The following is a 26,005-nucleotide window of genomic DNA, read 5'->3' on the forward strand; positions in this document are numbered from 1 at the left end:
CGATTCACTCAGCCCTGCTGTGTTATCTTGCATTGCTTAGTCTAAACTCCAGAACTAATGCCGTCACCGGAATCATCACAGCAGATCCAGATTTCGCAGAGGAGGCGATCGGTGTCACCACAATACCTAACAGTTGATTGGTTTGGGGATTGACTTTCACGCGATTAATGCCACCTGTTGCCTGAAATTCATCACCATGTCCAACGTGAGCAAATACAACAGTGGGCGCACTGATAATTAAACTGGCTGCCAGAATGGAACTCAATAAGCATATATGAAAAATGCGAATGTTGTCTGTCGCTCGTATACTCGTAAAGCCGCAGAAAGCGCAATTCTAGGAGTTCTTAATAAATCAGTTGATCCAACGCTTGGTCATTAGCTATGATGCGCTCAATTCCATTTTGTGACACAGAGGAATAAGGGTTTGAGAGAGTTTTTGCGTAAGCCCTGATAAAGTAGATGGAGTTGGCGCAGCAATCGCAGCGATTATCTACGACCTTAAGAAAAGGAGGAGAGAATGAGTGTTTCCATTATCAATGAAGTGATCAAACGGCTAGAAATAATGCCGCAGCACTTGCAACAACGAGTGCTTGAATTTACTCAAGCGTTAGTAAAAGCTGAAGTTCGAGGAACTCCAGGGCAGCAATTGCTACGTTTTGCAGGTTCAATCCCTCCGGACGATCTCCAGGTAATGCGTGAGGCGATCGAGCAGGATTGTGAACGGGTAGATGTCGATGAGTGGTAAGTATTTGCTTGATACCAACATCATTATTGCTCTTTTTGCAGATGAAGCGATGGTCAAAAGCAATCTTGCTCAAGCCAACGAAGTTTTCATTCCAAGTTTTGTGATTGGTGAGTTGTGTTATGGAGCCAGAAAGTCAGGACGAGTTGAAGCAAATTTGGCCAGAGTTGATGAGCTAGTTGCTAGCAGCACGATATTGGGATGTGACGCTGAAACCGCACGGCAATACGGTGAGGTCAAAAACAAGTTAAGGCTCAAGGGTCGTCCGTTACCTGAGAACGATGTCTGGATTGCATCTCTTGCACTGCAACACGCTCTGATTCTAGTAACACGCGATGCTCATTTTCAAGAAGTGGAGAGTCTACAAGCAGTAGCGTGGTGAGTAAAGCTGCCGCATAACAACCCGGTCGGAGCGGACTGCCGAAAGTCCTGAGTGTGGATGCAAAGGTGGCTTGCCGCCGCACAACTTCACTCAGTATAGTCAAACCGTTTGTGATGGCAGAATTGCTGGTACGGTTGCGCGCCCTTCAGAGGCGATCGCAATTCCAATAATTTGATATGTGGAGGTGAATATTTTCAAGCTATGTTGGATTTATTACTAAGCTTACTCGTCGCTCAATCTACTCCTGCTGCACCACCATCGGAAGAAGTGGTACAACCGCAACAAGTGCGCCCGTTACCAGGACAATTGGATGCAGTACCAACATTTAATAGCAATAGCCCCGAATTGGTTTTAAAAGAGGGGATTTTACTTTCTACCTTTCCCGCAGAGGGAAAAAAAGTACCATCAGCCCATTTGAATTTTCCCTTTCGCGGTAGATTTGATGTGTTTGCTCACCACGTCGCCAAAGCTGATCCGCCGGAGGATTTACGCTCATTATATTTAGGGATAATTTTACATAACCCCACGGCTGAAGCAGTAACAGTCAATGTGTTGCAAGGAGCAAGTTATTTAAGTCAACCGGATGCACCGTTTATTCAGTTACCGGCGTTTAGTCCAAATTTATTGGGTAATGTGTTCGCTGGGCCAGGCGATCGCGTTATGCTAGATGTCCTCAGAGGACGGCGACAAGATATTTTCCCTGACCAAATTGTGATTTCACCAGGGGAAAGTCGAATGCTACTCAATCAGCCGATTCCCGTGAAAGGACTCACACCACCCCTGAATGGTCGCTCAACTTTGGCACGACTGCGGAGTAATGGTACAGTCTATGCAGCTAGTTTGGCTATGTTTGCTCAGACTAATGCTGATGGTAGTGAACGTGCGCCGACCGTGGAAGAGTGGCAAAACTTATTAAATAATAGTGATGTATCTAGTCCCAGGGATAAAGTACCCACACCCTTAGAAGAAACTGGTAAGCCACGTATTTATGGCCGGGTGGCTGGGGTAGCGCGTGGGGCGCAATGGCGAGCCTTTATTGTTGATAGTCTCAAAGCCAAGTATTTAACTATTCCCCAACCAGGACAAGCATTTTCTTATGGTCTTAGTACCCTGCATGGTGGGACTTTAGGAACAGAGCAAATTCAAAGTGCGCCGCTTTTGGTACGTTACCCTGACACCGCTTATCGCGCACATGGGAATTACGGTCTTCAATATAGTTTGAAGTTACCCTTGTATAACAATACTCCTAGTTCTCAGACTGTTACTGTATCAATACAAACCCCACTTAAAGAAGACCGACTTACACAACCCGGACTACGCTTTTTTACTACTCCAGCCCGTCAAGTCTTTTTTAGGGGAAGTGTGCGGATACGACATAGAGACGATAATGGCCAGCCTAAGACTAATTTTATCCATTTAGTGCAGAGGAGAGGGCAACCAGGGGAAGCATTAGCTGTATTAAACATGAAAACAGGCGATCGCCGATTAGTAGAAGTAGATTTTCTCTATCCCCCAGATGCGACACCACCGCAGGTGTTAACAGTCTCTACCCAGGCTAAATAAGACTAGGGGATATTTTCACTGTCCGTTTGCTCATTTTGCCATTTTGAGAGGTAATTATCTCAAAATAAGCCAACGGACAGATGCCAGTCCCTAATAATAAAAAACCCGCCTAGGCGGGATTACACACAACAACACTTATTAACAATGAAAAGAAAACTAGACTTAGCTAAAATGTCTCATTTCTGCTTCTAGTTGCCGAATTAGCCTTTGATCACCATGAGCTTTAGCTACTTCTAAGCGATGCTCGATGTTTCTTTGAATATTTTGTTTGTGTAGTTCTTTGGCAGCACTCACTGCTCTGAGTCTATTTTGGCTCATAGTAGTTAAACCCTTTAATTTTCTTCTCTATATTTGTTATCCCTAACATAGCATAAAATTTAGTAGCCGTTGTTACAGAAACTTTCAACTTAATATACATTAACTTAAATTATGATGTTGGAACATCATGTAAATCATGCACTTGTGACCCTATTAAGCGATTTTGGCGATCGCGATGTTTATGTGGCTGTAATGAAAGGGGTAATTGCCCAAGTCAACCCTAAATTGCAGGTGGTGGACTTGATGCACCAAGTTCCAGCCCAAGATATTGCTGTTGCTAGATTTTGTTTGATGAATGCTTATCCCTATTTCCCGCAGGGGACAGTACATCTAGGCGTTGTAGATCCGGGGGTGGGTAGTCAAAGAAAGGCGATCGCCGTAAAATTTGCTGGTGGTTTTTTGGTAGGGCCAGATAATGGCATATTTAGTGGTGTATTAGCTCAAAATCCTGCAATTACATCTGTTGAACTCACTAATTCTCAATATTGGAGAACTTCCCAGCCTAGCAAGACTTTTCACGGTAGAGATATTTTTGCACCTGTAGCTGCTCATCTTGCCAGTGGTGTCTCAATACAACAGCTAGGACAAGAAATTGATCCACGATCCTTAGTAAAACTTAATGTTAAGCAGTGTAATCAAACAAAAACTGGTGTCGCGGGTTGCATTCAATATATAGATCACTTTGGTAACTTAGTGAGTAATATTCCAGAGAGTTATGTGCAAGCTAAAAAATGGTGTGTACAAATCTCAGGTGTAATGATTCCAGGGTGTGAAACTTACAGTGATGTTCCGTTTGGAGATGCTATTGCTTTAGTTGGGAGTCATGGCTGGGTAGAAATTGCCGTTAATGGTGGTAATGCACATTTACAGATGCACATCAATTTTTATGATCAATTAGAAGTATTATTTTTGCATAAAAATCAGAATGCTTTGGCATAGTTATCTATAGTCGAAAATAGTACAATTGGCCTATCAGCTAATTACCTGAGCTGTTTACTGAAAAATTGCAATTCTACTGTGATATTTATATGACTACATCAACAGTATCTACACCAGAAGTTTATCAAGGTCAGTTTGGGGAGTTTACAATTACTCAGAGCGATCGCACAGGTGTAATTATCTATCGCGCTGGGTTAATGGTAGCGGCATTGAGTTTTGCGATCGGCAGTGCTTTAGTATTATTCAACAACAATCCCATTGTTATCCAGGCTGTTACTCCTTTATATACTTGTTTCTGCCTGGCTCTTGGTGTGAGTTTATTAACAATACATATTTACATGGCATCGTTGCACAGACTATTGCAAGCTTTTTGGTTGATTGGTAGCATTTCCGCATTTGTAATAGGGCATTATGACAGTGAACCTTTTGCTATCACCGTCTACAATCAACCACTAACTTTATTTGGTGTTGGGTTTACCTTCGTTGCTTTGACGGGGATTTATTTTAAAGAAGCTTTTTGCTTTAATCGCGCTGAAACTAAAGTGTTAACTGTCATAGTCCCTCTGCTATTATTAGGGCATTTGTTAGGTATTTTACCTACTCCAGCCGAACAATTTTTGTTAGGAGGATGGGCAATTTTATTTTTGGTATTTGCTGCCCGTAAAGCAGTGCAAGCAATTCCTCCTGATATTGGTGATAAATCTGTATTTACTTATTTAAAAAACAAGTCATCGGTCGGAGTTTAATACCCAGAAAAAATCAATCGCCTATTGCTCAACTAACACCTGAAGAGGCTGCTTCCCGGACTGGCTACAATTTCATTTTTAATGCCCTATCTGACACCAACATTTTTTGAATTGGTATCAAATAAATTTGCTGAATTTATGTTAATGGTAGTCAAATTTTGAGTCTTGAGGTATTGCAAAACATCTTGATATATTTGACTGCTAACGCAATCGCCTAGTTTGCAATTTTCTAATTTGATTCATCCTGCTTTTTGGGCGGAGGTATTGGATTGTGGGACTGCATAGTCATGCACAAAGGTAAACCATCCTCGCTCACGGTAGGACTGACTAATGATTTCAGCGTAGCGGCGGGTATGGAATGTTCCAACTAAAAAGGCGCGATCGCCCAGCGAATAATCTTCTTGTGCTGCTGATAATTCAGCTACAACCGTACTTTCTTGATCCTGTTCTGGATGTACAATCACCCCGAACCAAAAACCGCTTTCTTGGCCGATATACTGATTAGTCATAGCTGTTAATTCTTCTGCAATCAAATCCTCATCCGGCGTGATTTCGTTATCCGCAGCGATCAAAGATTGGACTAAATCACCAAACAGTGCAACCTGTTCTTTTGGAGGTTCTAATCTCAAGTATTCGGTAACGGACTGAAGCAAATATTGAAACTTGTCAATGCCTTTTTCTGGCGGTTGATAGTTAAGAATATCTTTAGTATCGATGTTCCAAGCTTTCGCAAAGGTTTCAATATACTGACGCTCCCGTTCATCCAGGCGATCATCTAACCAGGCTAAACGGTGCAAAATTCCCAGTAACTGTTCTTCTCCAGTTGGCTTGGTCAAGTCTTTAACTAGATTGCCTATTTCATTCTGTTCTTGTCGTAGAGACCGGAAAAACTTTCGCCAAAAGCTTGTGCGTTTGCCACCTTTCACCCACACCCCAATGCCAATCAGGAGAAACACGCCATCGTTGACCCCCATAAGCAGATAATTAGCTGCACTACCTAAATCGAGTTTGACCAAAGAACTCATTAAAAACGGGATGATAAAAGCAACGGCGAGGATTCTAGCCCCCACTGAGACACTCTCGGCAACGATGGGTTCGTGTTTACGGCTCCAAACTTTATTAATGTTTAAATAAACCATAATCGCAGTAGTGATCACAGCTATGTAAACTAAACCTTCAATAATAGATTCAATAGTTTTCATAATCCCGTCTCACTTCGGTACAGCATATTCATACACAACCGTGAACCATCCCTGTTGACGGTAAGATTCACTCATAACTTCAGCATAGCGACGAGTATGGAACGTTCCGGCCAGAAAAGCATGGCCACCGAGTAAAAATTCCGCCTGAGCTTCTGGTAAAGCGTTGCGAACTGAATCTTTCTGTTCTAAGTTACGAGGATGAACAATGACACCAAAATAGTTAGATGCTCCTTGACTGATGTATTGGTTGACTATTGCGGCCATTTCCTCGGCAATCAACTCTTCTTCTGACGTAATCACCTTGTCTGCTGAGATGAGAGTCTTAACCAAGTCATTAAACATTTGAACCTGTTCTATTGGTGGTTCTAGGTTTAAGTATTCCTTCACTGCTTGACGCAAATACTGAAAACTCTCTACCCCCGTTTCAGGAGGTTGATGCATTAAGATATCTTTTGTGTTGATTTCCCAAGATTCTGTAAAGGTTTCGATGTAGTGGCGTTCTTGCTCACTCAAACTGCCGTCTAGCCAAGCTAAACGATGCAAAATCTCTAGTAATTGTTCTTCACCAGTGGGTTTGGCGATTGCTTTAATCAAGTTACCTGCTTCTTTTTTCTCCTGTCGTAGCGATCGCCAAAGTTTTTGCCAAATACTAGTACGTTTACCATCTCGAACCCAAAATCCAATTCCTGTTAGGAAAAGAATAATATCGTTGCTGAACAGGATTAAGTAAGAAAGCACAGAAGGCACATTTGCCTTAAAAATGAAGTTGAGGATGAACGGTAAAGAAACCAGTATTGATATGGATCTACCGCTAACTGAAATACTTTCAGCCACGGCGGGTTCGTGCTTGCGGCTCCAAATTTTGTTGATATTGAGATAGACAGCGATCGCAACGATCACAATTGATAAATTGACCAACCATTGAAGAATTAATTCAAAAACTTGCATAAGAAACAAAATTTTCCTGAAGTCTTAAATTAGGTCAGCTTGACGTAGAAAACGCCAAAAAGCCTATCTAGCCTTAGATTATTTCTTTTAACTCAATCTTTTATTGTTGAACTCAATTACTTGGGTAAATGATTATATGCCGATTATCTTGTTGAGCGCATCGGCCACTTGTGCTATTTTAACAAAATTTAAGTATGATTTCAATATGGTATATTCTACTAGGTCATTGATCCTAGTCAAAAATAGGACAGATATACGATGCGTTGAGCAAGGCGATCGCTGTAAGATTATGACGCCAATAATGTAAGCAAAATTTAGGCGATCGCCTAAATTTTGTAGTCGAGCTTAGACTAACTTAACGATCTTGATAAATATCTAACGCCATTTTTGAAAATGATGAATCAACAGAATCAGACTGAGTTTATTCAGAATATGTTGTATCGCCAACCTGCACTTTATGAACAAGTATATAAAAGTGACAATTATGGGGTTGTTAAGGAGATAATTGAACGTTACCTGAAGCGTCTACCAACATCAATTCTAGATATTGGATGTGGTACGGGACGAGATTTACAGTATCTCTCAGCACTTTGTTCTGATTGTGTTGGTATAGATTATTTACCTGGGATGATTGACTATGCCAAATCAAATTATCCCAATCTGAGTTTTCATGTCGGCGATATGCGTTCATTCCGTTTAGGGCGAACTTTCGATACTATTCTCGCTCTCGGATGGGTGCTAAATTATGCCTGGACAGAGGAGGATTTGGCTAAAACTCTAGAAACTTGCCAAGCACATGCACAACCAAACACATTGCTGATATTAGAAATGTTGAATGGTGGCCGTTTAATTGGTAAAACTTTTCGTGATTTCTTTGAAATTGACATTGATAGCTTCTACGCTCAAGCAACGGCTAGTTATCAATATTCGCGTCACCAACAGATACTGACACGCGAACGAGTTTGGAAACTTCCCGACAGCGAATCAGTAACCGACTGCTGCCAGTATCGTTTGTACTTCCCTGCTGAGTTAAAACGCTTACTTCGGCAATATAATTTTGAAATTGTAGGCTTATTTGATGATCGCAGTTTACAAACTAGCGAACTAGACGGGGAATTATTGTTTGCCGCAGCTGTCTATCACGGTAAATAGCAGAAGTATGTGATTAGAGACTTCCAAATTAAAAACACTTCAAAAGATTAGTTATTTTACTTATTGGAAGTAGGAAGTCCCTAAAGTTTGAACATAATTTTTTTGCATTGTTAAGGATAATATTCTCATGGAAACGACAGAAAAGCGAATGCGATACGATAAAGATTCATTGGGAACAATGGAAATTCCCAATGAATTTTATTACGGGATTCAAACAATACGCGGAATAGAGCTTGCTGGTGATGTAACGGGTATGCCAATGGGAAAATACCCACGGTTAATCACCGCCCTGTGCTGGATTAAAAAAGCCTGCGCTAAAGCGAATGCATCAATCGGCAAAATATCGCCCGTGGTGTCAGAAGCAATTTGTACGGCTGCCGACGATGTAATTTCTGGTAAAATTGATGCCAGTCAATTTCCTAGCGATATTATTCAAGGTGGAGGTGGTGTCACCATCCACATGAACATCAATGAAGTCCTAGCAAATCGGGCGAATGAAATTATCACTGGACACAAAGGATATGATTTTGTTCATCCCAATAATCACATTAATGTCGGACAATCTACGAATGATGTTTTGCCGACAGCAATGAAATTGCTGCTACATTTAGATATTTTAGATGTAATTAAAACGGTTCATTTACTAGAAATAGCTTTGGCTGAAAAAATTGAAGAGTTCCAAGGCATTGTTAAATTAGGTCGTACTTGTCTGCAAGATGCTGTACCGATTATGGTCAGTAGTAATTTCAGTGCCTATCTCTATGGTGTAAAAGAGGCTAGTCATTACTTAAAGGATCTTGCCGAAAAATGCCTAGAGCTACCCTTGGGAGGTACTGCCATTGGTACAGGTTTAGGTGTCAGTTATGGCTACGTTGATCAGGTTTATCCTTATTTGGCAGAGGTAACGGGTCTAAAAGTGCAGCAAACCGAAAATATCTATGCTGAAATGCAATTTGGAGGGTTGTATTCTCAGGTTTCTGCCACTTACAGAACAATAGCGATTACCCTTTCAAAAATGGCAACCGATTTGCGGATTTTATCTAGTGGTAATCGGACAGGGCTGATGGAAATTATATTGCCAGCAGTACAGCCAGGATCTTCATTTATGCCTGGTAAGGTTAATCCAGCAATGCCGGAGTTACTCAATCAGATTGCCTACCAAATCTGTGGCAATGATGTTGCAGTGACAATGGCAGTTGAAGGAGGCGAACTAGAGTTGAATGTCTGGGAACCAATTGTTATTAAAAATATGTGCGAGTCAGCCCAGATGTTAACTCGTGGCATTCCTCTGTTCGTTGAAAAATGTTTGCGTGGGTTAAAGATTAATGAAAAAGAAACACGCCGCCAAGCTGAAAACACGCTATCTATCTCTTCAGTAATTGCCACTATATATGGCTATGAAGCTGGTCTTAAATCAGTTAAGTATGCCTATCAAAATAATACTACACTTAAACAGGCAGTGGTTGAATTGGGCATAATGCCTGAAAAATTAGCTGACGAAATTCTAGATCCAAGTGCTTTGTCCAACGTGGAGCGAAGTACAAAAGTTGCTCATCAGTTGCTGCAAGAGCAGAAAACAAAAATTGACAGCTTAGTTGCGAACCTTTCGCTATCAACCCGGCAGAAAGTTTTTGATGCTTTAATAAACATGGCTTGGGTTGATGGTTCTCTAGCCAAAGAAGAGTCGCTAGTGATGGAAGTTGTCGCTAATGCTCTACAGCTTGGTTTGACAGCTGATGAGGTATCGCGTGAGCTTCAACGAAGTTCCCGTAATTTAGAAGGTTTAGATGCAATATCATCGCGCGATCGCGAGTTAATCTATCTGTGTACCAGTTGGCTTTCTCAAACTGATAAGGAAGTTGCCATCAAAGAGCTGGAGGTACTCAAGCAATTGCAAACGTCTTTAGGTATCTCTGACACCAGAGCAGAAGTTCTAGAACAAAGGGTAACAAAGATCCGCACAGAAAAAGCAGAATTTGTACCACAATGGGAAGACCTACCTTGGTGGGAAGAGTTCAAGACCGTTTTAGTGCGTGCATTAGACCTTGCTAATGTTGGAGAACTTGATTTATTTACTCGCCAAGAAATCTTTGAGTTAATGGGACGGGTCGCTTTAGCTGACCAGGAAGTTACATTTTCAGAAATTAAAGCCATGGAAACAGTTGCTGAAGCTTTGCAACTTGGTATGACAAATGATGACATTGCTGAATGGCTAAAGTCACTAAGTCAAGGCAATATCACCCCTCAAAAATTGGACAGCAGCGTACCTCTAAAGGATCGCAAATTGGCTTATTTTTGTGCGACTTGGTTAGCAACCATTGACGAACAGGTAGCTGAAGAAGAGATATCTAAGCTTGAAGAGATACGAGCTGAACTTGAGCTTGATAAAGACACGACAGATGAGTTGTTTAAACAAGCTAAAACCCTTTGGGCAGAACGAGGCTCATTTAAAGCTTCTAAGACTAACTTTCCTTGGTGGGAGGATGTAGAAAAGTTATTAAACCGAGGTCTATCGCTAGTTAACTGAGTTATTTATCTCGGACAAGCACACAAGCCGTAATTTGAAGATGGTTCTTCCGTTTGATGGTGAAAAAGCTTATGCTTAACTAAAATCCGTAATAGGTTTTCACTAAAACTACGGAAGAATCATTTGAGATACGAACTTTAATTTAACTGGCTCTCCTAGACTAGTTATAACAAATTAATACCTTATATCAGGTTAAATCCTTATATAGTCAGGGATTAAAGAGGAATAAAGTCAATTTTTATTAAATCCTTGACTTTATTTTAGATAAACCTTGTTATATCAATCGTTTTAGCCGTTTTTTAGTGTTAATTTATCAACCCAAGGATGGGAGAGCCATTTAACTTTACTATCCCTTCTGACAAAGCCTGACATCTTTCCTGACAAACTCAATATTATGGAAAAACCTAATATGCAACCGCAAAAACCAGTTCAAGCTGCTATTGAGGACTTGCAGAAAAAGCATTCTCGTCCTTTCAATAGACGGCAAATATTTTTCAATACCTTCAAGAAAAAATATCCCAACTTTCACACTTTTTATGTATTTTTCAACATCCTTGCTATGTGGACTGGCTCTTTCACTATATTTGAATCATGGGCTAATGGAATAAATCTGTTAGAAGCACTCGCTCCTAAAGTCCCTCCAGAAGTTATTCTGCGCTTTCTTAGTTTGTTATTACTTGGTCTGATAATGCTTCTCTTAGACGATCTATCGTTGAAGGAGTTGCTATTTGGAAGAAAAACTCCTTCTGAAAAACCTTTTGACGCTATGAATTTTAGGGAAAAAATATTTCATCAATTTAAAAACAAGTATCCCAATTTCTCTACTATTTATACTCTCATTGCCATCATCTTATGCTGGTGTGGTGTCTGGGGTTTCTTTTATACAATTCCGATACAACCCTTTTTGCGTGCCGTACTATCAGTATTTGGTGGTTTATTCTTGCTTTATATTGACGATATGAAGTTGGACGAACTTTAGGGTTCTCGGATAATAGAGGATATAATAATCGTTCTTTTGCAAGTTTTTAAGCTCATCCCACCCCAAAAAGCAAGTGGGGTTGCCTCTGCTTGGGTAAATTGCCGAATTCACGTTATATTGCTAGTATTGACATTTTGAGACTTGAGATATTGTAAAACCTCTTGATATATCTGACTGCTAACGCGATCGCCTCGTTTGCCGTTTTCCAGTTTGATATCATCTACAAATAAATTGAGTCCAAATTTCATATAGGCAACTCCTTCTTCATATTCCATCCCTTTAACCGAAACTTGGGGATCTTGCCATTTTTGTCGTGGTTCTTTAAATCTTTCCATCAACCATTTGTTTAGCTCTAAAACATAATCATCTAAGCGAGTTTCTTCACGTTGAGGATTAGAAATTTTCTGATAAAGCTTCTGTACTCGTCGCTTGATTAAATTTATTTTCCGTTCCCATTCATCAGAAATTAAATAGCTGTCGTTATCTAGAAGATTTGGGTCACGAATGCAAGCACGATACCATGCACGAACTAGTTCAATCAGTGTATCTTTAGCACGAGTTTCATTAAAGGTAAAAATAGAGCGATTGTTTTGCATTTCAGTGATGGATTCCAACCCAATTGAGCTAAGAATCTCTCCATATTCTTGCTGTATATTTTCGATCTCATCTTGGGTGAGACCGCCTTTTTCTGCAAATTGCAAGGTAACTACTAATGCTTCAAGTCCTTGCTGAATTTCTTCTAGTTTTAAATTTACTTCTTGTTCTGCAAGTAAGCGTATTCTACCGATTTCACGTTGTTCTGCTAGTTCTGCTAACTGATAGTAATTATCTAGTATTTTTAATTTGCTATCTATATCGCCTAAAGTATCTGGATGAGCTAGAATTGCCTCCTGGATAACTCGCTTTACTTCATAGAGGTCAAACTCAGTTGGCAGTCGCAGTTCTGTAGAAAAGTGATAGTAGGATGTGGGACGGCTGAGATTGGTAATATTTTGGCTTTGGAGATTGCTGTTGGGAATATAAATATCACAATGTTTTTCCGGTATATACAGTTGAGTTACCCGTACCCCAATTCTGCGTAATATGGCAACAGAGTTATTATCTAGCAGCAACACATCCCCAAATTGAAAGGGTGTATCAATTAGCAGAACTACACCACTAAAAAAGTTTGCCAAAATTCCTTGAGCTGCAAAGCCAATAACAAAGGTAGCCCCACCCAGGGCAACCCAAATGCCTGTAAGATCGACCCCAAACGATCGCAATACAAACACGCCAGCTAGAGTGAAAATAATTACAGGAACTACTGCTTCAACCAAAGGTAGCAGCACATCATCCCACATGGCCTCAGTTTGTTGGGTGTATTCTCTTAGGTAATAAATAAATACTTGTAGCAGAAGTTGTACTAACCAGTAGCTAATGGAAATAATCAAACCTGCTGCTAAGATACTTTCCAACCCATCAATAATTTGATTATCAGGTAACTGATGTAATGTGAACTTTAAAAGAGCTAATACAAAAACTGTCAGTGCAGGATAGGCAGAAACATTAAGTGTTACTAATGCAATGTCTCGTTCAAATTTGCGGAAAATGGAACGCAACACATAAAATAAAATGACATAAAGTAAGATGCCACCAACAACTGTAATTAGTAAACTACTCAGAACGAAAGCCCAAGTATTAGTTTCAAATGGTAAAAGTTTGTTTAGCATTGTAGTAGTTTTATTGCTTTTATTTATAATGGATTCATTATATTAGTAAATCTTACCTTTCTACCTCCTAACTGTTAGCTAAGTCCATCGTCCTACTACATAACTTTGAAGACATTTGATAATTTCGCTGTAAATCTCACTACTGACGCGATCGCCTCGCTCGCAATTTTCTAGCTTAATATCATCAATATAGTATTCAAGCATAAATTGAATAAAAATTGCACTACTACCGTAGACAGTTTTATCCATTAGCACTTGTGGTGCTTGCTGTTGACTTCGAGTTTGTTTAAACCTTGTTTTTAGCCAAGTGTTTAACTCTATGACATAGTTATCTAGACGAGTTTCTATCCGGCTAGGATTAATAATCTTACGTTGTAATTGTCCAAGTCTACGCTTCAAAACTTCAATTTTATATTCCCATATTTCTGGTAAAAGGTATTGGTCTTCCTCGTGTAAATTTGGATCTCTTAACCAAATACGATACCAATCTCTGATTAAACTAATAAGCGAATCTGAAGTGTTAATTTCTTTAATTTGAATCTTGGGTTTTACAGAATTAAAATGCCAAGGTCTACTTTTATTTTTAATTCGCACAAAAATAATTTGTAGTCCTATTAAATTCAAAACATTTTGATACTCTTCTTGAATAGTTGTAATATCATCTAGGCTGAGTCCTCCACGCTCTGCAAATTGTAGAGTTACCACAATTGCTTCTAGTGTTTGTTCAATTTCTGTCAATTTGAAATTGACTCGGTTTTCTGCTAACAGTCTATCAGCTCCATTTTTTTTCTTTTCTAGAAAACCATCTTGATTATTTTCTCTAATAAAATACTTATCTAGACAACTCAACTTCGTGTCTATATCTCCCAATGTATCAGGATGAGCGCAAATGATATCAGACATAACTTGACAAGCTGCATCTAAATCACCTTCTGGTTTTAATAAAATTGGTTTAGAAAAATGAACTGATGCAATAGGACGATTAAGATTAATAATGGTCTGTCCCTGTAAAACACTATTAGGAATATAAGCTTCAGTATGGCTATCAAATAAATAAACTTGTGTTACTCGTAAACCTATTTTTTTGAGTATACCTAATTCTCCATGTTCTAACTTTAAAACATCCCCAAATTGGAATGGAGTATCAATTAATAAAACAATACCACTAAAAAAATTAGCTAAAATATCCTTTGTCGCAAAACCAACAATAAAAGTTGCTCCGCCTAAAGTAACCCAAACACCTGTCAAATCAATATTAAAAGCAAGTTGCAATATTAAACCAAAGCTTGATAAAGTAATCAAGAAAGGAATAACACCTTCCAGCAAGGGAATAAGAACGTCATCCCACATAATTTCGGTTTGTTCGGCAAATTCTTGTAAATAATAGACAATAACTTCCCGAAAAAATTGAATCATCCAGTAGGCGACTGTACCAATAATGGCAGCAATTAATAGTTGATCTATCCAAGCAAATTTTGTATGCTTTAAATCATCAAAAGTCAACTTGATACCAATTAGAATAAAAACAAATAGGACTGGATATATTGACACGTAGAGTGTAACGAGGGCAAAATCACGCTCAAACTGTCGAAATATAGCTCGTAGCCCATAAAACAGGATGCCATATAAGCAAGCTGCTCCAAGTGCGGTTAATATTAAGTTTTGTAAAAACGGTATTGTCCGATCAATGTCAAAAGGCAATGATAATAAACTCGGTGCAGAGTAGTAGCTTAGGTATGTCTCTATCATAATTAAGTTAAATGTCAAAAAGCTTAAACCCAGCAGTAATAAGGCTTAAGCTTCTTAGTTTATTTATTATTGAATTTCTAGTTTGAGACCAGGGAGCAACCGCTCTAGATTTTTCAACGATTTTCCTTGCCAAGGCATAGCATTTGAACCTAAAACAATCAACTGAATTCCTTTTTTCTTACGTAAACTTAGGACAAATTTTGATAACATACTAATACCGGAACTGTTGAGAAATCCTAAATCTCTTAAATTCAAAGTCATCATTGCCGGATCAGTTGCGGCAATTTCATTGAGTAGATTAGTAATTGGTTCATATTCACTTGATCCCCCAAGACTCAGTTCTCCTTTAAAGTTGACTGTTGCAGAGTCTTTATCACCTTCAACTGTGTAATCTTCACCTTTAACTTCTTGCATAACCATATTATTTTTTCTTCCTAAATCAACAATAATTGAATCAGACACCGACGAATACTATACCTTGATTTGTGCCATTGTAGTTACAGCCATGATGAGAGATTCTTTCTGAATAGTTTCTAACCTCCAACCAATTTTGGCTGAATAGTCATTAATCATCGTTAACAGACCTAAGCCGGAAGAACCATTTTCTTCAGCACTTTTTTCAATTTGGCGTACATACATTTCATGGGTGTCTGAAGCTAGTAATTCTTCAATAAATTTTCTCAATTTAGCTTCACCGCCTGGTCTGATGCTATTGCTGGCAAAAATTACGGCAGTGACACTATCTGAGTCATTTAAGAAATGAATGCCAAATCTTACTTTGTAGCTAGAAATATCATCATTAAATTTCATAGCATTTTCTAGAAGTTCGTTGGCGACATAGCTAACAGCACTTTTACTTTCTTTAATTATTTTCTCTTGATTTGGTTCATTTTCATCTAGAGGTAAAAAATTGGTGAAGTAGTCAGCAAAAAAATGTGCTGAAAGTCGATTGTTTCGCCAACGTTGTTTGATTGGGCGAGAACTGGGTGTAAAAGAAAGTTCCAGAGAATCATGCTCTGGAGGAAAATCAGAGATAAAATCGCCAAATAATTCAGTCTTGATGATAGAGCCTGTAGATATTTGAATCATAGATTTTTCACCTTAAAACAATGATAAAAGAATATTCTTTTTATTTTTCATTATTAATTCTCAAAAACTTCTTCTGGTCGCTTGAATACGAGCAATGTGATGTCATCAAATACTTTTTGTTTGCCAATATGTCGCCGCACATCTAAAATTACTGCATCTTTAATTTCTGGTGCTGATTTGTGCCAGTTTTGACTAATAATTTCACATAATGGTTCTAGACCGTATTGATTCTTATTCATATCTTTAGCTTCGGTAATACCATCGGTGTAGAGAACAACTCCATCACCGGGTTGTAATTCCAGGGTTATATTACTAATAAAATCAGCAATGTCATCATCTAAACCTATGGGGAAACCCAAGTCCATCGTGTCAATCAGCTCAATTTCTCCACCTTTGCGGACGATAATCGTTTCTTCATGCTGTCCACTGATACTTATTTGCCCTTGAGTATAGTTAAGAATCACCAATGTCAAATTCTTCTCAGAGTTCATCCGTTGCACGTTTTTGTAGATGGTGCGGTTGAGTGTGTCCATGAAGCGCACTGAGTCATATTCGGGGATTTCTCTGAGGAGGCGAACTGCGGTTTGCGTCATTAGCATTAACAATCCGCTTTCCAGTCCATGTCCAGTCACATCTCCAATCCCAAGTGTTACTATTCCATCGGTGTATAGTACGTCGTAGTAATCGCCGCCGACTTCATCCGCAGCTTCCATAAAACCAGCGATATCTAGTTCTTCAATAGCTTCTAGTTCCTCTGGTTTTGGTAGAATCATCTGCTGCATTTGCCGAATTATATCGAGTTCGGCACTCATGCGGAGGTTTTCTCCTTTGAGTTTTTCATTAAGGAGACTGATTTCTTCATTAGCTGAGGCTAGTTCAGCAGTGCGTTCTTTAACTTTAATTTCTAGATTGCGGGCATAATCTTCCAACTGCCGATAAGAAAGCATCAGATTTTGCCATAAAACCTGCATAAGACCAATTATTAACGCACTGACAACAGTCAATATTGGTGTAAATACAGGAATTAACCAACCACTAAGAAAGGCAACATAAGCACTGCTAAGAATAATCACTACAGCCAGTAACAAACCACCTATGGTCAGCCAACGTTTTTTGATATAAATTGCGCCAAGGGTGGCACTATATCCAGACCAAAAGAAGATTAATAACCAGTTTAGAGGTTTAATAGTAGCTCGCATCATTGGCCGGCCATCTATAGCGGCACTGAGGATCTGGCTGGCAAGATTCGCGTGAACTACGACTCCAGGAATTAGCTCTGTAGGAAAAAATAAGTTGTTATTGTAAGGGGTACTATAGTTATCATTTAAACTGGGAGCTTTTGCGCCGATCAAAACGAGGCGATCGCGGATAAAATTAGCCGGTATACGATTTTCTAAAACATCGGTCAGAGAAATATGGGGAAAGCTGTTAAGTCCGCCTCGATAGTTCATTAAAATTTGATATCCCCCCATGTCGGCTTGGTTGTATTCTCCATCATTACTAGATAGAGGCACAAACTTAGCTTTGCCTAAACCATAAATTTGTTTATCTGCGTTGATTTCTGTTAATTCAATGCCTGATTTTTCTAAATATGTTAAGGCTAGTTTTACTCCTAGACCTTGAGCTAAACTTTGATCGGGTTTACCTAATAAAATAATACCCCGGCGAATTTTGCCATCTGTATCTAAGAGTAAGTCATTGGCAGCTACTTGACCCTGTTTAGCTAGAATTGGTGGTGGTGCAATTGGGTTGCCGGCAACTTTTTCAATGCCAATAAAATTGGGAGTATTTTGGAATTCTTTGACTAGTTCTGGGTGTCCTGGTTCTACTGGTAAATCTCGATAGATATCGATGGCGATCGCTCTTGGTTGTTGGGCTTTGATATTGCGAATCATTTTAGCCATGACACGATCAGACATCGGCCATTGCTTGACGTGTTGAATATCTGGCTCATCAATTGTGACAATCACAATTCGATTATCTACAGATTCTTGGGGACGCAGACGAAATAACTGATCTAAAGTTGCCCATTCTAAAATTCTCAAAATACCGATATTACTCCCCGCAATTACTAATCCAGCAACACAGGGAGTAATTATCAGTGTTCCTTGCCATTTTTTCAGTGAGTTTTTGAGTTTTTGCCCAATCATTTTATGATCACATTAAAAAGCTTCTGTTAATGGTTGAGAGGCAATGTCTTCTAGTCCAACTTGCTTTAGTAAATCGTGCCATTCGGTCACAAAAGCTTTGTTATTTGGCTGCGATCGCTTTGCATCTACTAAGACTTTGATAGTATCGTACCATACACCAGTCTCAGCATATTTAGTTGCTAATTCGACAGGAGAGGAGGCTAATTCTTGTTGATTAAATGTTGGCTCAACTCGTTTGATCCAGCCTGTTACAGAATAATTATCAGGTCGAAGAACTCCGCCTGGTTCAATCGGTGCAAAATACCATAGGTAATTTTTATCCATGACCAAAGCTGGAGCTGTTAGCGGTAAGGTAATACTAACGACACCGCCATCGGGAGAGACTTTCAGCATTGTGGAGTAAAGGAAATTTCCGTCTTCATCTTGGAGGCTGAAAAACACAGTTTCTGCACCAACCGGAGGTAAATAAGCAAAAACGGTGGGTCGTGCTAATACCGTGCGTCCCTGTTTGTTGGGAGGAACTAATGCTGTTAATGGTAGGGTTTTTCCCCTTGTTCCGCCACCTATGCTGCTTCTGGGGGTTGAGTTTCCACTAGGTAGAGTTAATTGCACGTTACCTCTAGTTCCGCCACCAACGCTGGTTCTAGGTGCTGAACCTCCTGGTAAGCCGAACTGCACGTTACCTCTAGTTCCGCCACCAACGCTGGTTCTAGGTGCTGAACCTCCTGGTAAGCCAAATTGAACTTGGCCGCGAACACCACCACCGACGCTGGTTTTCGGGGCTGGATCTTTGGGGGGTTTAAATTCCAAACTAATAAGAACTTGATTGCTAACAGTAGAATGCTCTTGAGGGAGCAGGCTGGCTAATGTCGTCTTACTTGTTAAAAGTAGTATGTTGCTAACAGTAATAAAGAAAAGTATTTGAGAATTAAATTTCATCATTTCCGCATTTTTTGTGATGTTTACAACCAATTACCGACAAGAACGAAAGAAGACCAAAAATAGGGATGTTTGTATAAAGGATTAGCCATGATTTTTATTTGTGCCTGTCGCAATGCCTCCGCTTTGTTGAGTTTTGGGTTACTCAATTCGGCATAAAATTCTTTCATCAAGGAAGAAGTAGATTCGTCACTGACTGACCACAAACTAGCTATAGTGCTTTTAGCTCCAGAACGCAAGGCAAATCCAGCTAAACCTAAAGTTGCACGATTATCACCTACGGCTGTTTGACAAGCACTCATCACCAATAATTCAATCGGTTCTAAATTTTTTTGTCTTCTATTTTTAAATAAATTGTCAAAATCTTGAATGGAAATGCGATCGCCCCAGGTCAACAAGAAGGTTTCTTCTGGGTTGGAACTAAATTGACCGTGAGTAGCTAGGTGAACTATGGGGAAAGATTTATTGGCGATCGCTGTTTTTAAGGTATCGCTGGTAAAATTATTATCTAGCAATACTTGAGAATTAGCTTCTGTTGTGACTTGTTTAATTTCTCCTGTCACTCCTGGTAAGGGATTGAAGCCTTGGCGCGCTTCCGTTAGTCCAGCAGCTAACACGCTCAATTTTTGGCGTTGTAGTCCTTGAGGAAATAGTTTTAAACCAGGACTGAGGGCGACACTGTAATTTTCAATTAAATACTTTTTACCATCATACAGAACACCCATTGGTAAGTTTCGCAGCAAACTATCTGGCACAAAAACTAAAGTTTTGATATTACTTTTGGTGAGTGTCCCTTGGGCAGGTGCAACCAGCCAGTTATATACTTCTTGAGAGAGTCGCAAACGCTCGTCATTGGGATAACCAGGGGACAGGGAAGAGTAAAGTTGTTTTAAGGTCGTTTCAACTTGCTGCTTTGACAGTAGGGTGCTGTAATGGCGTAGAGGTTGATTAGGGACTGAAAGAATGACTTCGAGGCGATCGCTTAAAATAATTGGATAAAGAACAGCTGCGTGCAAGTCAATTTTCTCTAAAACTACAGGATTGTTATTATCTAAACAAGCATCGCGAAAAAAGTTATCTAGTTCAGCTATTTGCAAAGCTTCCATCACTTGCAGAGCTTGTTTCAGGTTGCTTTGATTATCTTTTTGCAACAACAGACTGACGTAATTTCGATAGATTGGTTCAATACTTTCTTTAAAATTAAACTGGACATCTCGATTAATCGCGACTAAATCACTACGCAGAGATTGCAAGTTATTAAAAGCAATCTCATAAGCGGCGATCGCCTCCGGCGGGGCGTAGCCCATCGCACTATTATTATCTCCTTGTTGTTGAGCAACTATACCTAACTGTCCCGCCGCACGCGCCACTAAATCAGTAGCATTAATTTCTTGAGCTATTGTTAGTGCTTGTTGTGTCAACGTCGCTGCATCTGCCAACTGGTCGTTTTTTTGGTAAAGTTTACCTAGTTGGTTAATAGAATAAGCTTCGGCTCTTAGATCTTTGATGTCTTTGGCTTGTTGAATAGCTGTTGCTAACAATTGAGCAATTTTGATGGTGTTGGTGTCTGAAACTGCTTTTTTGCTTTTCCCAGATGCTTCTAAATTTATCAAACTTTCTGTGAAATTAATCTTGGCGTAAATAGCAGGACGACTCGGAGGAAGTTGAGCAAGATTAGTTTCGATTTCTGGTATTAGTGTTTGTGCTAATTCCCAGTTTTGGAGTTTAACTAATAAGCTCAATTGATTTAATTGTGCTTCTAATTTAATCTGTGGTTCTGGAGATAATTTAATGGCTTCTTGGTAGTATGTCCAAGCAATATCATCTTCTTGTAAGTCTTGGGCAACGTTACCAATACTAAATAAAACTGCACTCACATCAGTTAGTGAGTTGAATTGTTTACTAATTTCCCAACTTTTATCTAGTATTGTTTTGGATTGCTTTAAATCACCAACAGTTTGCATAGCAATCCCTAAACTTCTCAATCCTTGAGCTTTCAAGAGATTATCAGGTTGATTTTGCAATTCTTTCACCAATTCTTCTAACAAAGTTTTGGCGCGGTTATATTGTCCCGATGCTTGCAAACCTTGTGCTTGATTAATTTGGCTGATGAGTTTACCTGTTTTATCACCTGTGCGCTCATAAGTTTTTGCTGCTTGCTTCCAAGTATCTATAGCTGTGTCAGTTTGTCCTTGTAGTATTTGGAGCATCCCTTGGGTATTTAATGCCTGTGCTAATAGTAAAGTGCTTTTAGCATCGAGATTTTTTAAACTTTTACTGATGTTTATACTTTCAGCAATCGCAGTTTGCGCTTGGGGGATTTTTCCTAAATCTTTATATGCTAAAGCTAAATAATTTAAAACTTGAGCTTGATTAATCAATTCTCTTTTTGATTGATAAATTTTCAGAACATTTTCCCAAATTCTGGAAGATTCGGTGTATTGTCCAGCTTGATAGTATTTTTTTCCTTGTTGTAATAAATCTGAAGGATTTGATAGTTGTTGATTTTCCTGATTTGCATCTGATATTATAGATTGATTTGCAACAGCAGGAATATTATTAATAGTTAATAATAGGCTTAATGTAAAGCAAATACAAAAAAGCCCAATAGTATTAATTTTGATTTTAAAAAATGACAAAAATTCTTTTTTGTTTAAATATTTATGGCTCTTTTGCCTAGATATTTTTTTCATATTAATTATATTTTTATATTTAAAAATAATTTATCTGGATATCTTATATGTAAAATTTATTAATTTATCAAAGTTTATAAATCTCTACAATTAGGATGTTTTGACGATGAACTCTCTTGAGGTAAAGATGCTACTAATTCTACTTGTCCTTGGGCATTAATTATCCAATTTGTAGCTGCGATAATTTGTTGTCTTGTGGGAGGAATTGCAGAAGAAGTATTTGCTTGATTGCTACTTTGTGTAGTTGTAAAATCTCGTGTGTCTGACAAAAGAGTTTGACTACGAATAGTTGCAGTGGGGTCTGTGGGTAAACCTCCCCTACCTGTGATGGTAAAAGAATTACCCCCTGTGGATGTACAACTAGCAGTAACGATTTGATTGTCGCGATCGCTCTGTGGGTTTGATAATTTGATCAAAGCTGAACTCGGAGCAGCGTCTTGTTCATCAATTAATCCAAGACTAGAAACATCTAAAGTAGGACTAGGCACTTCTGGTAGTGGACTAGGCACTTCTGGTAGTGGATTAGGAACTTCTGGTAGTGGACTAGGTACTTCCGGTAGTGGATTAGGAACTTCCGGTGATGGATTAGGACTTCCTAATTTAATGTTGCTGGCAGTAATATTACTGAATGGGGTAGGTGTATCAGAAAACTCGATTCCTTGAATATCTCTGGCGTTAATATCAATATTGCCACCACTACCAAAAAAAGCATTAGCTGAAATATCACTGTTTTCTTCAGGAACAGCGAAGAGTAAATCTGTTTTGATAGTGATGTTAGCACCATTTCCACCTGTAGTTTCATTCCCTGCGATCGCCGAAATCCGACTTCTACGGCGTAATGATAACAAATCTGCTATCTGTAAGTTAATATTAGCCCCTTCCGTACTAGCTGTTTTTGTAGAAATTACAGCTTGATTGTCGAGGGTTAATTTATTTGCTTGAATATCTATACCACCACCAATACCACTTCCTTGGCTATCGGTGGAAATAGCAGCACCATCGCTAATCTCAACAAGTTTAGCATTGACGAAGATATTACTACCATTACCAATAGAACTTAAAGTTGTCTTAGAAAATACACCTGTATTCGCACCATATAAAAGAACTTTGTCTTCAGCTTCGATTAATATATTGCCAGCATTTCCTAACCCTTCTATTTGAGAAAATACCTGACTACCATTAGTAGCGGTCAAGGATATAGTATTAATCTCTATATTGCCTGCTTTCCCTGCATCTGCACCTATGCTCTGGCTGCCTATTTTGGATTCATTTAACAAAATTTCATCCGCATTAATCATGACTTCACCAGCATTACCACCATTGCTGATGGTAGATAATTCAGCTTGGTTCGCTTCTAAAGAATTAGCGGTAATGATCAGCTTCCCACCTGTTCCTGTTGCGCCTTGATAAAGATGACTTTTTACATCGTTACTCAAGAAAATAAATGGTGCATTGAGGATCACATCACCGCCTTTTCCTGCACCATAAGAAGCACTTTCAATAAATGATTCTCTACGTGGAGCTTGTTCTTGAATAATGGCAGATTGACTCTTAAAAGTAATGTTACCACCCACTGTCCCGGCAGAAATAATTCGTGATGATGGCGGCATAACTATATCATCATGAGCGAAAAGTGTGATATCTCCACCAGGTTTGGAAAATGCCAATGTAGAAGCATCAATGCCAAAACTCGACATAAATTGAGGAGTAATAATTTTCCCCCGTGAATCAATCACAATATCACCACCTTTGTCACCACTACCAAATATATTCAGTGCCGATTTAACTGTGATATTGCCCGGTAAGGAAGAATTCGGTTGATATTGATTGGTTAAAAAGACCAGTCCGCCTGAGTTGATAATTTGATTGATAGTAATATCTGCGCTTGTTGGTTGACCCTCTGTGCTAGGAATAGGTGAAAAAACGTTCGTATTCCCTTGAATTCCTGTTGTGTTAAAATTGGTAGTTCCAGCCCTAATATCAACAGTAGGTTGATCGCTGCCATCAATGGAAATTTGTGTTACTCCATCAGAGAGAGTGACTGTTTGATTAATAAAATTAGTTGTATCTGGACTGTTAATATTAATATTATTAATAGTGACTCTGCCACCTGCAAAAATATGGATGGATGCTCCTGTATAATTATTAAAACTCACATCTCCACTTGAACGAATAATAGGGTCATCAAAGCTCTTTAAATCTCCTCTTTGAGAGTTCATTTGTTCGATGCTAAAGTTACCGCCACTAAAAAACTGAGCGTCCCCACCAATCGGATTAGCGGAACGGAACACCATATCTTTTCCAGAAAAGAAGCCACTGGAAGGATGATTTAATGCAGAGATGTCTATTTTATTGCCTTGAGCTAATAGTTTTTGTTCAGCCGAGGCTATGAAAGGGTTATTGAGGCTGTCCCGAACTTTTAGTGTATCGGTAGCTTGCAAAACTAAATTACCACCTGCTCTCAATTGCCCTTGTAAGTCAAGTTTTGTCCCAATTAAAGTCAAGTTTTGTCCAACTGATAAGTTACCAGTATTGGCGATCGCACCTTGGGGCGGTAACCAACTCTCTAACCCCGGCTGAAGATTGACCCTTAATAAAGGGGGTGCTTTGGGATGTTGAGTAGTAAATTGATCACCGTTCTCAAACAGAAGGGAGTTGCTGGTGCTAGCAAAAAAAGAACCAGAGATATCCAAACGCGCATTTTTGCCGAAAATTATCCCGTTAGGATTAATCAAGTAGAGGTTGGCATTTCCCAATACTCCCAGTGTACCGAAGATATTAGAAGCGTTGTTTCCTGTAACTCGACTCAGGATATTTTCGACTCCAGCCGGATTAGAAAAATAAATCCGTTGCTGATTACCAACGTTCAAATCTTGAAAACTATGGAATAGGTTACTACCTCGAATCGCTCCCCCATCTATGCGATCAATCTGACCTTTGGGACTTTGGACATTAGGTGTAAAAACAGAGTGTTCGACTCCTAAACTGTCGTCAGGAACTACCTCAGCTACAGCAGTCGTTGACGAACCAAGAATATAGGCGATCGCAACACTCCTTGTTAAAATTTTCATCAGCATGGTAGCCCTATCATCTCCTCTGTTTCAGCAATACCTGAATTTTTGTTCCACTTGAGGTCAATAATCTTGAACTTTGATTAATTTACGCTTGAGTAGATATAGGCATCCCAACCCACTTATAGCTAAAATTCCTATCACTGGACTAGGTTCAGGAACACTTGCGGAAACAACAGATGTTACTAAATTGACATTAATATAAGTATTTGTATCGTATGATAGTCCTTGCAAATTAACACTAATGGTATCAGCCGTAAAACTGATGCGAGAGTCATTAGCATCTAGTCCGACCATATTAGTCTCTAATATAAATCCCGTTAAAATACTACTATCGTGAAAGTCTAAACTAGAAAGTCTAAATCCGTTAAATAGGCTAGGGAAAAATCCAGAGTCCTTGAAAAAATTAACGATAAACCCTTCTGTTTCTGGGTTGACCGCAAAGATAGTATCCGAAGTGCCATCAGTTTGATTAATCAGATCGGCGAGTCCAGGCTGAACCAACCTTGTAGTAGATGCCAATACTGTGCTTGAATCAGGGATTAAGTAATCATACTTAATTGTATCACCAATCAATGAACTTGCTGTGGCTATTTCAACTTTCATTCCCACACCTATGGTGACACCCGCAGATATCACTATGGTCAGTAATTTATTAATTAAGGACATTTTTTACCTAAATTAAAGATTTTTATCGCAGGCCTGATTATCCTATAGTTTAGTTAAAAAAAGCACTATTAATAGAAATTTAACAGGATTCGACTTACTTCTTCATCAAAATTTTAATTTTGTTGCTTTGGTGTTGTGATATATGTGCCTGAAAACACTGACTGTTTGAACTCTAAAATTGCTCCCTTTTTTTAAGACTTGTCATTAACAACATTTTTCACGCTAGTAAGTGATAAAATCTTCGTCTCAGCAAACAACATCGTCACTATAAGTTAAGTTACAATATTTAATTTTATTTGTGTCAAATTTAGAAGTACGATTGATTTGGTTTTAAACTTTGGAAAAACTACACAGTTAGGGTGTTGATTTGATTTGCTATTGTGACAAATATTCTTCTATCAATAATAAAATAATTTCAAAAAATATACAGCAGATGAT

The 26,005-nt window shown here is 38.9% G+C and carries 21 protein-coding genes and 1 pseudogene; 9 read left to right on the forward strand and 13 right to left on the reverse strand.

Annotation, left to right across the window (positions count from 1 at the left end):
- Positions 1-22 precede the first annotated feature (22 nt).
- Positions 23-265 (reverse strand): hypothetical protein, encoded by a 243-nt coding sequence (locus tag ACM0OR_RS18215; protein WP_414577835.1) that lies wholly within the window; start codon positions 263-265, stop codon positions 23-25.
- Positions 266-562: 297 nt separating this feature from the next.
- Between ACM0OR_RS18215 and ACM0OR_RS18220 the strand changes: the two genes are divergently transcribed.
- The 4 genes and pseudogenes from ACM0OR_RS18220 to ACM0OR_RS18235 all read left to right on the forward strand — a co-directional run bounded on the left by ACM0OR_RS18220 (position 563) and on the right by ACM0OR_RS18235 (position 2,687).
- On the forward strand, positions 563-745 hold the full coding sequence (locus ACM0OR_RS18220) for a hypothetical protein (RefSeq protein ID WP_414577836.1): 183 nt from the start codon (positions 563-565) through the stop codon (positions 743-745).
- Positions 735-1,124: a type II toxin-antitoxin system VapC family toxin gene (locus ACM0OR_RS18225; protein WP_323265794.1), complete on the forward strand. Its 390-nt coding sequence runs from the start codon at positions 735-737 to the stop codon at positions 1,122-1,124. The genes ACM0OR_RS18220 and ACM0OR_RS18225 overlap by 11 nt, the downstream gene beginning before the upstream one ends.
- 95 nt (positions 1,125-1,219) lie before the next feature.
- Positions 1,220-1,291, forward strand: a pseudogene (locus tag ACM0OR_RS18230) (DNA-binding response regulator); the annotation flags it as partial.
- Positions 1,292-1,325: 34 nt separating this feature from the next.
- On the forward strand, positions 1,326-2,687 hold the full coding sequence (locus ACM0OR_RS18235) for a DUF3370 domain-containing protein (protein ID WP_323265793.1): 1,362 nt from the start codon (positions 1,326-1,328) through the stop codon (positions 2,685-2,687).
- A gap of 162 nt (positions 2,688-2,849) precedes the next feature.
- Here the strand turns inward: ACM0OR_RS18235 and ACM0OR_RS18240 are convergent, their stop codons facing one another.
- Positions 2,850-3,005, reverse strand: a complete 156-nt coding sequence (locus ACM0OR_RS18240) for a hypothetical protein (RefSeq protein WP_190707252.1) — start codon at positions 3,003-3,005, stop codon at positions 2,850-2,852.
- Between the two features lie 114 nt (positions 3,006-3,119).
- Between ACM0OR_RS18240 and ACM0OR_RS18245 the strand changes: the two genes are divergently transcribed.
- Together ACM0OR_RS18245 and ACM0OR_RS18250 are read left to right on the forward strand one after the other, a co-directional pair.
- Positions 3,120-3,944 carry an S-adenosyl-l-methionine hydroxide adenosyltransferase family protein gene (locus ACM0OR_RS18245; RefSeq protein WP_414577875.1) on the forward strand — a complete coding sequence of 275 codons (825 nt, stop codon included), beginning with the start codon at positions 3,120-3,122 and terminating at the stop codon, positions 3,942-3,944.
- A gap of 89 nt (positions 3,945-4,033) precedes the next feature.
- Positions 4,034-4,690, forward strand: coding sequence for a DUF2301 domain-containing membrane protein (locus ACM0OR_RS18250; RefSeq protein ID WP_414577838.1), 657 nt, complete (start codon positions 4,034-4,036; stop codon positions 4,688-4,690).
- Positions 4,691-4,929: 239 nt separating this feature from the next.
- Here ACM0OR_RS18250 and ACM0OR_RS18255 read toward each other — a convergent pair whose 3' ends face one another.
- Both ACM0OR_RS18255 and ACM0OR_RS18260 read right to left on the reverse strand, forming a co-directional pair.
- Positions 4,930-5,892 carry a hypothetical protein gene (locus ACM0OR_RS18255; protein ID WP_414577839.1) on the reverse strand — a complete coding sequence of 321 codons (963 nt, stop codon included), beginning with the start codon at positions 5,890-5,892 and terminating at the stop codon, positions 4,930-4,932.
- Positions 5,893-5,901: 9 nt separating this feature from the next.
- A complete protein-coding gene (locus ACM0OR_RS18260; protein WP_414577841.1) occupies positions 5,902-6,840 on the reverse strand; it encodes a hypothetical protein in 939 nt (312 codons plus the stop codon).
- Positions 6,841-7,233: 393 nt separating this feature from the next.
- Between ACM0OR_RS18260 and ACM0OR_RS18265 the strand changes: the two genes are divergently transcribed.
- From ACM0OR_RS18265 to ACM0OR_RS18275, 3 genes are all read left to right on the forward strand, one after another.
- A complete protein-coding gene (locus ACM0OR_RS18265; RefSeq protein ID WP_414577843.1) occupies positions 7,234-7,992 on the forward strand; it encodes a class I SAM-dependent methyltransferase in 759 nt (252 codons plus the stop codon).
- A gap of 127 nt (positions 7,993-8,119) precedes the next feature.
- Positions 8,120-10,519: a lyase family protein gene (locus tag ACM0OR_RS18270; protein ID WP_414577844.1), complete on the forward strand. Its 2,400-nt coding sequence runs from the start codon at positions 8,120-8,122 to the stop codon at positions 10,517-10,519.
- A gap of 394 nt (positions 10,520-10,913) precedes the next feature.
- Positions 10,914-11,498: a hypothetical protein gene (locus tag ACM0OR_RS18275; RefSeq protein ID WP_414577845.1), complete on the forward strand. Its 585-nt coding sequence runs from the start codon at positions 10,914-10,916 to the stop codon at positions 11,496-11,498.
- A gap of 107 nt (positions 11,499-11,605) precedes the next feature.
- Here ACM0OR_RS18275 and ACM0OR_RS18280 read toward each other — a convergent pair whose 3' ends face one another.
- The 9 genes from ACM0OR_RS18280 to ACM0OR_RS18320 form a co-directional block, all read right to left on the reverse strand.
- Positions 11,606-13,207 (reverse strand): mechanosensitive ion channel family protein, encoded by a 1,602-nt coding sequence (locus ACM0OR_RS18280; protein WP_414577846.1) that lies wholly within the window; start codon positions 13,205-13,207, stop codon positions 11,606-11,608.
- 78 nt (positions 13,208-13,285) lie between these two features.
- Positions 13,286-14,908 carry a mechanosensitive ion channel family protein gene (locus ACM0OR_RS18285; RefSeq protein WP_414577847.1) on the reverse strand — a complete coding sequence of 541 codons (1,623 nt, stop codon included), beginning with the start codon at positions 14,906-14,908 and terminating at the stop codon, positions 13,286-13,288.
- Positions 14,909-15,022: 114 nt separating this feature from the next.
- A complete protein-coding gene (locus ACM0OR_RS18290) occupies positions 15,023-15,418 on the reverse strand; it encodes a slr1659 superfamily regulator (RefSeq protein WP_323265789.1) in 396 nt (131 codons plus the stop codon).
- Between the two features lie 9 nt (positions 15,419-15,427).
- The gene (locus ACM0OR_RS18295; protein WP_414577849.1) at positions 15,428-16,045 is read right to left on the reverse strand and encodes a DUF6272 family protein; all 618 of its coding nucleotides are present in this window, start codon (positions 16,043-16,045) and stop codon (positions 15,428-15,430) included.
- 53 nt (positions 16,046-16,098) lie between these two features.
- Positions 16,099-18,195, reverse strand: a complete 2,097-nt coding sequence (locus ACM0OR_RS18300) for a CHASE2 domain-containing protein (protein WP_414577851.1) — start codon at positions 18,193-18,195, stop codon at positions 16,099-16,101.
- A 12-nt stretch (positions 18,196-18,207) separates the two neighbouring features.
- Positions 18,208-19,137 carry a DUF928 domain-containing protein gene (locus ACM0OR_RS18305; protein ID WP_414577853.1) on the reverse strand — a complete coding sequence of 310 codons (930 nt, stop codon included), beginning with the start codon at positions 19,135-19,137 and terminating at the stop codon, positions 18,208-18,210.
- 20 nt (positions 19,138-19,157) lie between these two features.
- Positions 19,158-21,827 carry a CHAT domain-containing protein gene (locus tag ACM0OR_RS18310; RefSeq protein WP_414577855.1) on the reverse strand — a complete coding sequence of 890 codons (2,670 nt, stop codon included), beginning with the start codon at positions 21,825-21,827 and terminating at the stop codon, positions 19,158-19,160.
- Between the two features lie 74 nt (positions 21,828-21,901).
- Positions 21,902-24,904: a filamentous hemagglutinin N-terminal domain-containing protein gene (locus ACM0OR_RS18315; protein ID WP_414577856.1), complete on the reverse strand. Its 3,003-nt coding sequence runs from the start codon at positions 24,902-24,904 to the stop codon at positions 21,902-21,904.
- Between the two features lie 57 nt (positions 24,905-24,961).
- On the reverse strand, positions 24,962-25,567 hold the full coding sequence (locus ACM0OR_RS18320) for a PEP-CTERM sorting domain-containing protein (protein ID WP_414577857.1): 606 nt from the start codon (positions 25,565-25,567) through the stop codon (positions 24,962-24,964).
- Between the last annotated feature and the right edge of the window lie 438 nt (positions 25,568-26,005).

This window comes from Anabaena sp. CCY 9402-a, from assembly GCF_963920945.1.
Taxonomy (GTDB): Bacteria; Cyanobacteriota; Cyanobacteriia; order Cyanobacteriales; family Nostocaceae; genus Trichormus; species Trichormus minutissimus.

Coding starts and splice junctions, on each gene's coding strand:
- ACM0OR_RS18280 (WP_414577846.1), bottom strand. CDS start 13,207: ATGCTAAACAAACTTTTACCATTTGAAACTAATACTTGGGCTTTCGTT.
- ACM0OR_RS18320 (WP_414577857.1), bottom strand. CDS start 25,567: ATGTCCTTAATTAATAAATTACTGACCATAGTGATATCTGCGGGTGTC.
- ACM0OR_RS18295 (WP_414577849.1), bottom strand. CDS start 16,045: ATGATTCAAATATCTACAGGCTCTATCATCAAGACTGAATTATTTGGC.
- ACM0OR_RS18315 (WP_414577856.1), bottom strand. CDS start 24,904: ATGCTGATGAAAATTTTAACAAGGAGTGTTGCGATCGCCTATATTCTT.
- ACM0OR_RS18275 (WP_414577845.1), top strand. CDS start 10,914: ATGGAAAAACCTAATATGCAACCGCAAAAACCAGTTCAAGCTGCTATT.
- ACM0OR_RS18310 (WP_414577855.1), bottom strand. CDS start 21,827: ATGAAAAAAATATCTAGGCAAAAGAGCCATAAATATTTAAACAAAAAA.
- ACM0OR_RS18220 (WP_414577836.1), top strand. CDS start 563: ATGCCGCAGCACTTGCAACAACGAGTGCTTGAATTTACTCAAGCGTTA.
- ACM0OR_RS18270 (WP_414577844.1), top strand. CDS start 8,120: ATGGAAACGACAGAAAAGCGAATGCGATACGATAAAGATTCATTGGGA.
- ACM0OR_RS18305 (WP_414577853.1), bottom strand. CDS start 19,137: ATGATGAAATTTAATTCTCAAATACTTTTCTTTATTACTGTTAGCAAC.
- ACM0OR_RS18265 (WP_414577843.1), top strand. CDS start 7,234: ATGATGAATCAACAGAATCAGACTGAGTTTATTCAGAATATGTTGTAT.
- ACM0OR_RS18235 (WP_323265793.1), top strand. CDS start 1,326: ATGTTGGATTTATTACTAAGCTTACTCGTCGCTCAATCTACTCCTGCT.
- ACM0OR_RS18260 (WP_414577841.1), bottom strand. CDS start 6,840: ATGCAAGTTTTTGAATTAATTCTTCAATGGTTGGTCAATTTATCAATT.
- ACM0OR_RS18300 (WP_414577851.1), bottom strand. CDS start 18,195: ATGATTGGGCAAAAACTCAAAAACTCACTGAAAAAATGGCAAGGAACA.
- ACM0OR_RS18245 (WP_414577875.1), top strand. CDS start 3,120: ATGTTGGAACATCATGTAAATCATGCACTTGTGACCCTATTAAGCGAT.
- ACM0OR_RS18255 (WP_414577839.1), bottom strand. CDS start 5,892: ATGAAAACTATTGAATCTATTATTGAAGGTTTAGTTTACATAGCTGTG.
- ACM0OR_RS18250 (WP_414577838.1), top strand. CDS start 4,034: ATGACTACATCAACAGTATCTACACCAGAAGTTTATCAAGGTCAGTTT.
- ACM0OR_RS18240 (WP_190707252.1), bottom strand. CDS start 3,005: ATGAGCCAAAATAGACTCAGAGCAGTGAGTGCTGCCAAAGAACTACAC.
- ACM0OR_RS18225 (WP_323265794.1), top strand. CDS start 735: ATGAGTGGTAAGTATTTGCTTGATACCAACATCATTATTGCTCTTTTT.